Here is a 12,450-nt window from a genome sequence, read left to right on the forward strand (position 1 = left end):
CGACCCTCACACGGGGGGCGAGAATCGGAACCAAAATAAATATTTGGCACTGACATTCATCGACACACTATTGAGTTCTCAAAGAACACACGCACGAACAATCCGGCCGGATATTCCGACCTTCTTGAGAGGCAGGTGTTCCAGCCTAGCCAAGGAGCTCTACGAAGTCAACCCCGCATGCTCATTGGATCTTGCTGGCGATCAAGCGTCTTTCGTCCAACCTCGTGTCCCGGGCCTTTCGGCTCCGGGTCGGTGTCCGTGTCGCTCTGACCTGGAATAAGTTACGTGCCGGAGAACGCTACGTCAAATCCGCACGTCGGCGAGCATTCGCGCTGGTCACGGACACCGGCATCGGCCCGACCCGACCTGAATCACACGAATGTGATCCAGGTCATGGTCGAATCAGTGACCGGCTCGGCGAGCGCCGGCGAAGTTCTTCTTTCCGCGGCGCAGGACCAGCCAGCGTCCGTGCAGGTAGTCGGAGGCCGACGGTATCCACTCGGGGTCGGAGATACGGACGTTGTTCACCGAGGCACCGCCGTCGGCGACCGCCCGGCGGGCAGCGCCCCGGCCTTCGGACAGACCTGCGGCGACCAGCAGATCCACGATCGTGGAATCGGGTGCGGACTCGGCGATCGCTGCGTCGCCCGCCGCCTCCGACAGTGCGGAGGCCAGCGTGGGCTCGTCCAGATCCTGCAGTTCACCGCGGCCGAACAGGGCCTGGCTGGCCAGTTGCACCGAACGGGTGTGGGCCTCGCCGTGGACCAGGGTGGTCATCTCCGCGGCCAGGCGGCGCTGCGCCTCCCGAGCGTGCGGGCGATCGGCCGTGGCGGTTTCCAGTTCGGCGAGTTCGTCGCGGTCGAGGAAGGTGAACCAGCGCAGGTAGCGGACGACATCGGCATCGCCGGTGTTCACGAAGTACTGGTACCAGGCGTAGGGACTGGTCATGTCGGGATCGAGCCACAGGCTGCCGCCGCCGGTCGACTTACCGAATTTCTTGCCGTCGGCGGAGGTGACCAGCGGTGTGGTCAGGGCGTGGACCTGTTCACCGTCGAGACGGCGGTTGAGTTCCACGCCGGCGATGATGTTTCCCCATTGATCGGACCCGCCGACCTGCAGGCGGCAGTCGTGGGCCCGGCGCAGCTGCACGAAGTCGTTGGCCTGCAGCAGCATGTAGCTGAATTCGGTGTAGGAGATGCCGTCGGTATCGAGACGGCGCTTGACCGTCTCGCGCGCGAGCATGACGTTGACCGAGAAGTGCTTGCCGATGTCGCGCAGGAAGTCCACGGTGCCGAGGGTGCCGGTCCAGTCCATGTTGTTCGCGATGATCGCGCCGGTCGGCGAATCGTTCAGGTCGACGAAGCGCTCGAGCTGGCCGCGGATGCGATCGGCCCAGTCGGCGACGGTATCGGTCGAGTTCATCACACGTTCGCCCACGTCGCGCGGGTCGCCGATGAGACCGGTGGCGCCGCCGGCGAGCACGATCGGACGATGCCCGGCCTGCTGGAACCGTTTGAGTGTCAGCAGCGGAATCAGATGTCCGGCGTGCAGGCTGGCCGCGGTGGGATCGAAGCCGGCATAGAGCGTGATCGGCCCCTTCGTGACCTCGGCCCGCAAGGCATCCAGATCGGTGGACTGCGCGATCAGCCCACGCCAGCTCAGTTCGTCGATGATGTCGGCGTTCACGCTCCCCCATCTTTCCGCACGATCACCACCGGTTCGCGCTGGGTCCGCTCGAGAGCCGGGACGACCGGCGCGATGCCGGGCCGGGTGGCGTCGGCGGGCCGGCCGTGGACGCTCGCGTATGTCCGCGAGCGTCCGGGCCATGGCGGGGCCGAGTGGTCGGGGGTGTACTGGATTCATGACCGACAACATCGTTTCGACCAACGAAATACACAGTGCTGCAACATCTTCCATGGGTCTCATCGTGCTTCTCGGCGGGACCGGGAAGACCGGGCGGCGGATCGTGGAACGGCTCGGCGCTCGGGGCGTCCCGGTTCGGCCGGCGTCTCGTTCCACGGCGATCCGGTTCGACTGGACAGATCGATCGACATGGCTTCCGGCGCTCGCGGAGGCGCGGGCGGCATATATCGCCTATCAGCCCGATCTGGCCGCGCCGGGCTCCGCCGAGGCGATCGCCGAGTTGACCGCCACGGCCCGGCGCGCCGGCGTGGACCGGTTGGTGCTGCTGTCCGGTCGCGGGGAACCGGAGGCACTGCGCTGCGAGGAGCTGGCCCTGGCCGGTGGACCGGCCACGACCATCGTGCGGTGCAGCTGGTTCGCGCAGAACTTCAGCGAGGACTTTCTCGCCGACGAGATCGCGGCCGGCCGCGTCGCACTGCCCGCCGGAGCGGTCACCGAACCGTTCGTCGATGCCGACGATATTGCCGATGTCGTGGTGGCGGCTCTGACCGAGGAGGGCCACGCGGGCCGGATCTACGAACTGACCGGGCCGAGATCGCTGACATTCGCCGAGGCGGTCGCCACCATCGCGGAGGCGACCGGGCGAGATATCGACTATCTGCCGGTATCGCTGTCCGATTACACCGCGGCCATGCGGGAGATGGGTGTCCCGGACGAGATCGTCGGATCGCTGACCTATCTGTTCGGGACGGTGCTCGACGGCCGCAACAGCGCGATCGCCGACGGCGTCGAACAGGCGCTCGGCCGGGCACCGGTGGCGTTCGAGGACTACGCCCGCCGCGCGGCCGCGGCCGGTTCCTGGCCGGTCGATGGCGGCGAGGTCGCCGGATCGACACAGCGGTGATCACCGATGCCGGTTCTGATCAACGAGTTCGCCGGGTTGCGGCGGCCACGGCCACCCGGTGGGTGTCCGGTTGCCGGACCCGGCGGTATGCGCGATGGTCGAGGCATGGATGCCCTCGCCGACCTGCTCGACGGCCCGCGTGCCCGCGGCGCCTTCGTGATGCGCTCCCTGCTCGACCCGCCGTGGGCGCTGCGGATTCAGGACGAGGCGCCGTTGACGATCGTCGTGGTCACCCGCGGCCACGCGGTGCTGGTACCGGAAGGCGCGGACCCGATCCGGCTCGGACAGGGTGCGGTGGCGATCATTCGCGGACCGGCTCCCTACACGGTGGCCGACGAGCCGTCGACGCCACCGCAGGCGATCGTGCATCCCGGCCAGACCACGACCACGCCGGACGGTGAATTACTGTGTGCGACTTGGGATCTCGGCGTTCGCAGCTGGGGTACCAATCCGGACGGAGCGACCGCGTTGGTGACCGGAACCTACGAGATCGCGGGCACCGTCAGCGATCGGCTGCTGCGAGCGCTGCCGGAGCGCGCGATTCTCGACGGGCACGAGGTCGACGAACGACTGCTCGGCATGCTGGTCGACGAGGCCGGGCGCGACATCCCCGGACAGGCCAGCGTGCTCGACCGGTTGCTGGATCTCCTGACGATCGCCGCGCTGCGTGCCTGGTTCGCACGAGCGGACGCGCCGCGGTGGTACCACGCGTACGCCGATCCCGTTGTCGGGCAGGCACTACGGCTGCTCGAGCACAATCCTGCACACGATTGGACCGTTGCCGAACTGGCCACCACGGTCGGATCCTCCCGGGCCGCGCTGGCACGCCGGTTCACCGACCTGGTCGGTGAACCACCGATCGCCTATCTGACCGAATGGCGGCTGGCGCGCGCGGCGGATCTGCTGCGCGGGACGGACGCGACCATCGAGTCGATCGCCCGCCAGGTCGGCTACGGCACCGCGTTCAGTTTGAGTGCCGCCTTCAAACGACGATTCGGCACCAGCCCGGGTAACCATCGGCGCAGCGCGCCCCCGGAGCCGGATTCCCCCGCCGACGCCGGCATCGGCGGCTGACGCGCCGATCACAGCACTCGCACCGCGAATGTGCGGGCCGCAATCCCCTGTGATTGCGGCCCGCACATTCGCGGCAGAACTCAGCCGCGGTGCCCCGGACGCCGTTCGTAGGCGATCCACGCGAAGACCACGGCCAGCACCAGCGGGAAGATCATGTTGCCCCGTGCGTCGAGAACGACGGCCTGGGTCACCGCCGCGAGCACGGTGGTGACCGACAGTCCGGCGGCGGCGAGCCGGCTCAGCCGGGGAACGAGCAGTCCGATACCGCCCGCGATCTCGACCACGCCGGTGAAGTAGCGGAACCAATCGCCCCAGCCGATCTCGTGGAAGATCCGGACGGCATCGGATTGACCGGCCAGCTTCGGCAGGCCGGAGGCCACGATGAAGAACAGGCCCAGCACGATCTGCACGGTCCACAGGACGCGGTTGCGGATCTTCGCGGGGGCGACGGGGCTGCCGGGGGCGGTGGTGGTCATGGCGGGTGTCCTTCCGGTGCTCGGTATCGGTTCGAGCGCGCTCACCACAACAGACGGTGAGCTTCAACGGAATTCATCGGTCAGGCCAGTGCCGACTTCAAGGCGTTGAGGTGGACCCGGCTCACACCGGCCGCGGCATCGGCCGAACGGGACCGGATCGCCTCGAACAGTTGCTCGTGCGCCCGGTGATCGGCGGACGGATCGGCCATCGGCCGGATGCGCAGCATATCCGCCATCGCCCGGTGCACACGCGGGACGAAGGCGTCGAACAGTTGCAGCAGGATCTCGTTGTGGGCCGCGACGATGACGGTGCGGTGGAAGGCGGTATCGGCGTCGACGAGATGTTCGACCGAGTCGTCGGCCGCCGCGCGTACCGACAGCGCCCGCCGCATGAGGCGCAGATCCGCGGGAGTACGGCGGTCGGCGGCCAGCGCGGCGGCCTCGGCCTCGATCGCGACCCTGGCCTCGATGACCGCGCGGATGTCGGCGCGGCGCAGCACCGCGTCCCAGTCCTCGGTGACATCGAGGGCGGTGACGAAAACACCCGCGCCCTGGCGGCTTTCGAGCACTCCCTGCCCGGCCAGCTCCCGGATGGCCTCACGCAGTGTCGACCGGCCGACGCCCAGTTGCGCCGCCAGTGTGGTCTCGCCGGGAAGTTTGTGGCCGAGCCGCCATTCCCCCGCCTTGATCCGCTCGAGCAGCAGCTGCGCGGCCTGGGCCGCCAGTGGTTGTCTCTGCACCGTCGCCACGGCGGATACCTCTCTACTTGTCTGAGGAGTTATTGATCGCTATGGTAGCCGATATGGAACAGGGACTGCTTCTGCTCGGCCGCCGCGGCGGGGTCTGACCGACCGGCACCCTGCCCGCGGGTCGCTGCGCTGCGCCGGTCACTTCCTCCGACGCGAAAGCGATCATCGTGCCCAATCCCGCCATCACCTGGAATCGCCAGCGCCCGTCCGCCATGCCCTCCCATCGCTATCACGATGTGTATCAGAGGGTTTCGGTGCCGTTGACCGAACGCCACTGGCCCTCGAACCGGATCACCGCGGCCCCGTTGTGGGTTCCGGTCGATCTTCGCGACGGCAATCAGGCACTCGCCGAACCGATGGATCCGCAGCGCAAGCGACGGTTGTTCGAGATGCTGGTCCGCATCGGCTACAAGGAGATCGAGGTCGGGTACCCGAGCGCCTCGCGGGCCGATTTCGATTTCGTCCGCCTGATCCGCGATGCCGGCCTCGCACCCGCGGACGTCACCCTGGTCGTGTTCACACCCGCACGAGCCGATCTCATCGCCCGCACGCTGGAATCGGTCGAGGGAATCGCCAACGACGTGGTGATCCACATGTACACCGCGACCGCGCCGGTGTGGCGGGAGGTCGTGCTGGGGCGCTCACGGGCCGAGGTCGCGGAGCTGATTGTGGCCGGCGCCCGCGATATCGCCCGACTGGCGGGCGCTCGGCCGAATATCCGATTCCAGTTCTCCCCCGAGGTCTTCATGCTCACCGAGCCGGATTTCGTCCTGGCGGTGTGCGACGCGATCACGGATCTGTGGGAGGCCACCGCGCAGCGTCCGGTGATCCTGAATCTGCCCGCGACCGTGGAAGTGGCGACGCCCAATGTGTACGCCGACCAGATCGAGTACATGCACCGGAACCTGAGCCGGCGCGACGCGGTCATCCTGTCGGTCCACCCGCACAACGATCGCGGTACCGGAATCGCCTGCGCCGAACTGGCGGTACTGGCGGGCGCGCAACGTGTCGAGGGGTGCGTGTTCGGCAACGGTGAGCGCACCGGCAATGTCGACATCGCGACACTGGCGCTGAATCTGCATGCCCAGGGCGTGAATCCGATGATCGACTTCTCCGATATCGACGACATCCGCCGCACCGTCGAGTACTGCACCCGGATGCCGGTGCCGGAACGGCACCCCTATGCCGGAGATCTGGTGTATACGGCGTTCTCCGGAACGCATCAGGACGCGATCAAGAAGGGCTTCGCCGACCATCGGCGCCGGGCCGCCGCGGCCGGTGCCGGCGAATCCGACATCGATTGGCAGGTACCGTATCTGCCGATCGATCCGGCCGATGTGGGGCGCACCTACGACGCGGTGGTCAGGGTCAACTCACAGTCCGGCAAGGGCGGTATCGCCTACCTGCTGCACAGCGAGTACGGCCTGGACCTGCCGCGGCGGCTGCAGATCGATTTCGCGCGGCATGTCCAGCGCCACACCGACGACAGCGGTACCGAGGTGAGCGCGCCGATGTTGTGGGAGCTGTTGCGGTCGGTGTACTGCGATCACGGTCCGGCCGATGGAATCAGCTGGGCGGCATCGGATTCCGGGGAGGTCACGATCACCGTGCCGACATCGCGCGGAACGGTGGAGCAGCAGGTGGACGCCGCCGGGTCCGCCGCGGCGATGGTACGGATCCTGGCGGCCGACGGCGTCGCGATCGAGGTGCTCGAGCGCGACGGCCACCCGGTGCGCGCGGACAGCGGTCACGCCCACGTGGCGTACGCGCACGTGCGCATCGGCCCGGATACCTTGTGGGCCATCGGATTCGGTCCGACCGCGCCGATGGCCGAGCTGGCGGCGACAGTGGCCGCGGCGCACCGGCGGCCGATCGCGGCGGATCGCTGACGCGGGCTCACGCCGACCGCCCGGCCTGAGGTGCGCGGGGACTGCGCCGGTACACCGACACCGCCGCGGAATCACGCAACCACAGTCGCCACGGGCGGTCGGCGGCCAGGCTCACCCCCACTCGCGGACCGACCCCGACAAGGTCGGAATCGATTGTCCCGGAGGCCAATTCCAGCCGGATGGGTGAGGCTTCGTCGAACAGCGGCGTTCCGTAGTCGGACAGGGCGATACCCAGTGCACTGCCGAAGTTGCCGGGACCGCGGGCGAGATCGGCGTCCGTGCGGGCCGCCGGGCGGCGAGCGCGGGCGAGCTCGTGGCCCTCGACCACTTCCCCGGCCCGCAGCAACACCGCACTGGCCACCCCGTCGGGCCCACTGGTCACGTTCACACACGTGTGCATGCCGTAGCTGAAGTAGACATACAGCACGCCCGGCGGGCCGAACATGACCGCGTTGCGCGGGGTGCGCCCACGCCCGGAGTGCGCGGCGGGATCGTGCCAGGGGCCGGCTGGATCACCGCCGTAGGCCTCGACCTCGACGATCCGGACGGCGACCGGGCCCGATCGCAGCGTCGCTCCCAGGACACGGTGGGCGGCGGCGAGTGGTTCGACGGCTAATTCCTCGGCGGGCACGGGTCACCATTCTCCCTCGAGACGACACCCGCGCCCGCGGGGCGGATCAGATCAAGCGTTCGGCATCGGCGTGGTGGGAGCCAGGGTGATCGCGGGCTATTCGACCATTCCGCGCAGACCACCGAGTTTGTCCGGATTGACCTGGAATCGAATGTTCAGCACGCGGCCGTCCAACAGGTCGAAGGTCAGCGCGCCGACCGGGAAGCCACCGATCTCGCCGACCATGCCCAGTTCCCCGTTCAGGACGGCCGGACGGATCCGGATGCCGGTGAGAATCGGTTTGGCCAGGACACCGAGCAGCCAGCGCGCGACATGATCGGGGCCGTGCAGTGGGCGCCGGGCCGCGGTGACCTTTCCGCCGCCGTCGTTCCAGAGCGTGACATCGGGTGCGAGCAGTTCCATCAGCGCGTTCACGTCACCGCCGTTCGCGGCGGCCAGGAACTGCTCGGTGATCCGCCGGCGCGCGACGGGATCGTCGTCGAATCGCGGGCGGCGGGCCTGCACGTGGTTGCGTGCGCGATGGGAGATCTGGCGAACGGTGGCCTCCGGGCGTTCCAGGAATCCGGCGATCTCGGCCGGTGCGAAGCCGAAGACGTCGCGCAGGACGAATACCGCGCGCTCGACCGGGCCCAGGGTCTCGAGGACCACGAGCATCGCCGTCGAGACGGTGTCGGCGGTTTCCATCGAATCGGCGGTATCGGGTGCACCGAGCAGCGGTTCGGGCAGCCACGGCCCGACGTAGTTCTCCCGGACCGCGCGGGCGCTGGTGAGCCGGTTCAGCGACAGGTTGGTGACGGTGCGGACCAGGTACGCCTTGGGATGGCGCACCCGGTCGTGGTCGGTGTCGTGCCATTTCAGCCAGGCGTCCTGCAGGACATCCTCGGCATCGGCGACGCTGCCCAGCAACTCGTAGGCGGTGGCGAACAGCAGCCGGCGGTGTGCGGTGAAGGCATCGTCGGGTTCGTCCGCATCACCAGCGGTCATCGGATCATCGTCGCGCGCGGGTGCCGTGGGCCGCAAGGCGCGCCCCGCATCGGGCGAGGTCATGCCGCGCGTCCCACCGCACGGGTCGCGCGCCCGCCGCGCGACAACGAGACCGACACGGTCATCCGCCGGCTGAGCCGGAAGGTCGGCACCGGGCTGCTGCTGACGGTCTCCTTGTAGATCACCGCGGCGCGCCCCTTCAGATACCAGCGCTTCGGGGTGTCGTCGGCGTGGGTGAACTGGATGACCGCATCGTGGCGCCCGAGACTCACCGGCTGGTGAAAATAGCCGAACCGGAACGGACGCACCGGCTTTCCGCGCAGATCGCGGGCGATGGTGTCGGCGACGTGGGCCGCCGAGGGCATTCCGCTCTGGCAGGTGCCGTGGATACGCCCCCAGGGCTGCGTGATCGCGGCGGCGTCGCCCACCGCGTGGATCTCGGGATGTGAGACCGAGCGCAGCGCCGCGTCGGTGATGATCGCGCCCGTGGCGTCGGTGGCGATCCCGGCGCGGGCCGCCAGATCGGGAACGCGCACACCGGCCGTCCACAGGGTGAGTCCCGCGGGAACCACCACACCGTCGTCCAGGCATACGGCATCGGGCAGGACCTTCGTGATGCGGTGACCACAGTGCCGAACGACGTGCAGGCGACCGAGGGCCCGATTCAGGTGGGCGCGCGCCCGCGGGCCCATCATGGCTCCCGGTTCGGCGTTGCCGAGGAGCGTCACCGACAGGTCCGGGTGGGATTCCGCGATCTCGGTGGCGGCCTCGATTCCGGTCAGGCCGTTGCCGCAGACCACGACCGTGCCGCCGGTCGCGTCGAGGTCGGCGAGCCGCCGGGACATGCGATGCGCGGTCCGGGGATCGTTCAGGGTCCAGGCATGTTCGGCGACTCCGGGGACGGTGTCGATGTCGGTCGTACTTCCCAGCGCGTAGACGAGGGTGTCGTAGCCCAGCTCGGTGCCGTCGGCGCAGCCGATCCGGCGGGTGGCCGGGTCGATATCGGTGGCCGCGGCATGCCGGAATCGCACTCCGGTTCCCATGAGCAGATCGGGTATGCGGTGGTCGGTGAGTTCGGTACCGGCCGCGATCTGATGCATGCGCAGCCGTTCGGTGAATCGATCCGACGGATTCACCAGCGTGATGCGGATACGCCCGGACATCCGGCGGGTGCGGCGGGCGAGCCGGATGGCGGCCAGCATCCCGGTGTAGCCGCCGCCGAGGACGACGATCTCGTGCGGTCGCGATGTGTCGGTCATGATCCTTGCGCCTCTTCTCTCGGATCGGAGTCGTGTTTCCGGTCATGGGACAAATCAGCGGCCGCATTCGTGACACCACACTCGGTGACGGCCGTCATGTCCCCGGAACACAGCGGCGACTCACCGGGTTGACATGACAAGACTTCCGCGAACCCGAATGAGGTGACCATGGCCGTACAGGTCGAGATCTGGACCGATATCAATTGCCCGTTCTGCTACCTGGGCAAGCGGCGCTTCGAGCAGGCCCTGGCCGGCTTCGAACATCGCGATCAGGTTCGCGTGGTGCATCGGTCGTTCGAACTGGATCCGGGGCTGCCGGCCGGGCACAGCGGTCCGGTGATCGAGCACATCGCGGAGAAGTACGGCATCAGCCCGGCGCAGGCCGCGGCGAACGAGAGTGGTATCGCGGCGCAGGCACAGGCGGCGGGATTGGCCTACCGGACCGAGGGCCGGGACTTCGGCAACAGCTTCGATATGCACCGGCTGTTGCACTACGCGCTCGCACTGGGCCGGCAGGAGGACCTGCTCGACGCGCTCTACCTGGCCAATTTCGCCGACGAACGTCCCCTGTTCGGTGACCGGGATCGACTGGCCGAGCTCGCGGCGGCGGCCGGATTCGACGCGGCGGAGGTCCGCGCGGTCCTCGATGATCCCGAGGCCTACGCCGACGATGTGCGTTCCGACGAGCAGACGGCCGCCCAGCTGGGTGCGCGGGGAGTCCCCTTCTTCGTCTTCGACCGGACCTATGGGGTATCGGGCGCACAGCCGCCGGAGGTGTTCACCCAGGCACTGGCCAAGGCGTGGGCCGATCAGGCGCCGGCACTACAGGTGCTGGGCGACGGCGACGCCTGCGGCCCGGACGGCTGCGCGCTTCCGGCCACCGTTCAGGAATCCAGCGGGCACTGACCACGTCCCGATCGTTGTCGGGGTCGGCTCCGGGCACGATCAGGGCGAAATCGGGGCGCTCACCGATGTTTCCGGGCGAATCGGGCACATAACGTCGGTTCATGGCATCGATTCCGCGTTCGGCGCTGCGCCGAACGGCCCTGTGGCTCAGTATTTTTCTGGTGGCCGGCCTTCTCGCCGCGGTCGGGCTCACCGGCTGGGCGTTCGCCAGGGCCAAGGTCTCCACCGCCGGTGCGCCATTCACCGATGAGCTCGCGATACCACCGCTGGCGACCGGGCGCCTCGACCCGGACGGCACCCGCGTGTTCGACCTCGACATGCGTTCGGGCACACGCCGTTTCCTGCCCGGACAGGACACACCCACCTGGGGCTTCAACGGTGACCACCTGGGCCCCACGCTGCGGGCGCATCGCGGCGAGCGGGTCCGGGTCGATATCGGTAACCGGCTTCCCGAAGCGTCCACCGTGCACTGGCACGGCATGCACCTGCCGGCATCCGCCGACGGTGGTCCGCATCAGATGATCGCGCCGGGCGCCACCTGGTCGCCGGAGTGGACGGTGGACCAGCCCGCCGCCACGCTCTGGTATCACCCCCATCCGCACGGGGCCACCGAATCCCATGTCCGGCGCGGTCTGGCCGGGATGTTCCTGGTCGACGACGACATCGCCACCGGACTGCCCGGCAGCTACGGCGTCGACGATCTTCCGCTGATCGTGCAGGACGTGAAATTCCGCGGCGGCTCGTTCGACAACGGCCGCGGGGCCTTCGCCGATACCGGCATCCTCGGCGATCGGACGATGGTCAACGGCACCCTCGCGCCGTATCGCACGGTCGATGACGAACTGGTCCGGCTGCGGCTGCTCAATGCCGCCTCGGCGCGCATTTTCACCTTCGGCTTCGCCGGCGACCGCACATTCGATCTGATCGGCACCGATGGCGGGCTGCTGGAGCGCCCGATTCCGGCGGATCGGATCCGGCTGTCACCGGGCGAGCGAGCCGAGATCGTGGTCCGGATGCGCCCCGCGGAGCGGTTGACGCTGCGCGCGCTGCCCACCGATCTGGGCGACGGCTTCTGGAATCGCCGCTTCTCCGGCGGTGACGACACCTTCGACGTCCTGGAACTGCGTGCCGCCGAAACCTTGCGCGCGACAACGGTGGTGCCACCGCGCCTGGCGCCACCGGAACTCCCCCGAGCCGAGGATTCGGTGCGCGAGCGAACGATGGAGCTGCGGTTCCCGAATATCAACGGGGCGCCGATGTCGATGGACCGCGTCGACGCCACCGTCGAGCGCGGCACCACCGAGACCTGGATCGTCCGCAATTCCGACGGTATGGCGCACAACTTCCATGTCCACGATGTGCAATTCGCCGTCGCCGCCGTCGACGACCGCCCGCCCCCGCCCGCACTGCGCGGCCGCAAGGACACCGTCCTGCTACCACCCGGTGGTTCGATGCGGCTGGTGCTGCGCTTCGACGGGCCGGCCGACCCCCGGCATCCGTACATGTATCACTGTCACCTGCTCTGGCACGAGGACCAGGGCATGATGGGCCAATTCACCGTCGTCGAACCCGGTACGCGGGTCCCGTCCGCACCCATGCCGTCCGGCCACGAGCACTGATCCCGCACGGGGCTTGCGCGAACACCCGCACGGGCGCAGAATTCAACACATGTTGAATTCAACGGCTGGTGAATTTCCCACCCGCCCCGGTGAGAG

General features: G+C 68.5%; 11 protein-coding genes. 5 read left to right on the plus strand and 6 right to left on the minus strand.

What is annotated here, in order from left to right; translation table 11 throughout:
• Positions 1-402: 402 nt before the first annotated feature.
• Positions 403-1,686, minus strand: coding sequence for a tyrosine--tRNA ligase (gene tyrS / locus AB0L57_RS16790; RefSeq protein WP_364962470.1), 1,284 nt, complete (start codon positions 1,684-1,686; stop codon positions 403-405).
• Between the two features lie 175 nt (positions 1,687-1,861).
• On the opposite strand from tyrS, the gene AB0L57_RS16795 reads away from it, so the two are divergent.
• Together AB0L57_RS16795 and AB0L57_RS16800 are read left to right on the plus strand one after the other, a co-directional pair.
• A complete protein-coding gene (locus AB0L57_RS16795; protein ID WP_364962473.1) occupies positions 1,862-2,767 on the plus strand; it encodes an NmrA family transcriptional regulator in 906 nt (301 codons plus the stop codon).
• 105 nt (positions 2,768-2,872) lie between these two features.
• On the plus strand, positions 2,873-3,841 hold the full coding sequence (locus AB0L57_RS16800) for an AraC family transcriptional regulator (protein WP_364962476.1): 969 nt from the start codon (positions 2,873-2,875) through the stop codon (positions 3,839-3,841).
• Positions 3,842-3,921: 80 nt separating this feature from the next.
• Here the strand turns inward: AB0L57_RS16800 and AB0L57_RS16805 are convergent, their stop codons facing one another.
• Positions 3,922-4,317, minus strand: coding sequence for a DoxX family protein (locus AB0L57_RS16805; RefSeq protein ID WP_364962479.1), 396 nt, complete (start codon positions 4,315-4,317; stop codon positions 3,922-3,924).
• Between the two features lie 80 nt (positions 4,318-4,397).
• Positions 4,398-5,066 carry an FCD domain-containing protein gene (locus tag AB0L57_RS16810; RefSeq protein WP_364962482.1) on the minus strand — a complete coding sequence of 223 codons (669 nt, stop codon included), beginning with the start codon at positions 5,064-5,066 and terminating at the stop codon, positions 4,398-4,400.
• A 212-nt stretch (positions 5,067-5,278) separates the two neighbouring features.
• On the opposite strand from AB0L57_RS16810, the gene AB0L57_RS16815 reads away from it, so the two are divergent.
• Positions 5,279-6,955 carry a 2-isopropylmalate synthase gene (locus AB0L57_RS16815; protein WP_364963437.1) on the plus strand — a complete coding sequence of 559 codons (1,677 nt, stop codon included), beginning with the start codon at positions 5,279-5,281 and terminating at the stop codon, positions 6,953-6,955.
• A gap of 7 nt (positions 6,956-6,962) precedes the next feature.
• Here the strand turns inward: AB0L57_RS16815 and AB0L57_RS16820 are convergent, their stop codons facing one another.
• The 3 genes from AB0L57_RS16820 to AB0L57_RS16830 form a co-directional block, all read right to left on the minus strand.
• A complete protein-coding gene (locus AB0L57_RS16820) occupies positions 6,963-7,586 on the minus strand; it encodes a DNA-3-methyladenine glycosylase (protein ID WP_364962485.1) in 624 nt (207 codons plus the stop codon).
• Between the two features lie 96 nt (positions 7,587-7,682).
• Positions 7,683-8,633 carry an RNA polymerase sigma factor SigJ gene (gene sigJ, locus AB0L57_RS16825; RefSeq protein WP_364962488.1) on the minus strand — a complete coding sequence of 317 codons (951 nt, stop codon included), beginning with the start codon at positions 8,631-8,633 and terminating at the stop codon, positions 7,683-7,685.
• Positions 8,630-9,829: an FAD-dependent oxidoreductase gene (locus tag AB0L57_RS16830; protein ID WP_364962491.1), complete on the minus strand. Its 1,200-nt coding sequence runs from the start codon at positions 9,827-9,829 to the stop codon at positions 8,630-8,632. Before AB0L57_RS16830 ends, sigJ begins: the two co-directional genes overlap by 4 nt.
• A 168-nt stretch (positions 9,830-9,997) precedes the next feature.
• On the opposite strand from AB0L57_RS16830, the gene AB0L57_RS16835 reads away from it, so the two are divergent.
• Both AB0L57_RS16835 and AB0L57_RS16840 read left to right on the plus strand, forming a co-directional pair.
• Complete coding sequence (locus tag AB0L57_RS16835; RefSeq protein WP_364962494.1) at positions 9,998-10,735, plus strand: DsbA family oxidoreductase; 738 nt, start codon at positions 9,998-10,000, stop codon at positions 10,733-10,735.
• A 101-nt stretch (positions 10,736-10,836) separates the two neighbouring features.
• Positions 10,837-12,354, plus strand: a complete 1,518-nt coding sequence (locus AB0L57_RS16840) for a multicopper oxidase domain-containing protein (protein WP_364962497.1) — start codon at positions 10,837-10,839, stop codon at positions 12,352-12,354.
• Positions 12,355-12,450: the final 96 nt, after the last annotated feature.

The organism is Nocardia sp. NPDC052254, from assembly GCF_040679495.1.
Lineage (GTDB): Bacteria > Actinomycetota > Actinomycetes > Mycobacteriales > Mycobacteriaceae > Nocardia.

Bases quoted from the DNA above. Each gene is read 5' to 3' on its own strand.
- AB0L57_RS16805 (WP_364962479.1), bottom strand. From the start codon at position 4,317: ATGACCACCACCGCCCCCGGCAGCCCCGTCGCCCCCGCGAAGATCCGC.
- AB0L57_RS16830 (WP_364962491.1), bottom strand. From the start codon at position 9,829: ATGACCGACACATCGCGACCGCACGAGATCGTCGTCCTCGGCGGCGGC.
- sigJ (WP_364962488.1), bottom strand. From the start codon at position 8,633: ATGACCTCGCCCGATGCGGGGCGCGCCTTGCGGCCCACGGCACCCGCG.
- AB0L57_RS16800 (WP_364962476.1), top strand. From the start codon at position 2,873: ATGGATGCCCTCGCCGACCTGCTCGACGGCCCGCGTGCCCGCGGCGCC.
- AB0L57_RS16835 (WP_364962494.1), top strand. From the start codon at position 9,998: ATGGCCGTACAGGTCGAGATCTGGACCGATATCAATTGCCCGTTCTGC.
- AB0L57_RS16795 (WP_364962473.1), top strand. From the start codon at position 1,862: ATGACCGACAACATCGTTTCGACCAACGAAATACACAGTGCTGCAACA.
- AB0L57_RS16815 (WP_364963437.1), top strand. From the start codon at position 5,279: ATGCCCTCCCATCGCTATCACGATGTGTATCAGAGGGTTTCGGTGCCG.
- AB0L57_RS16840 (WP_364962497.1), top strand. From the start codon at position 10,837: ATGGCATCGATTCCGCGTTCGGCGCTGCGCCGAACGGCCCTGTGGCTC.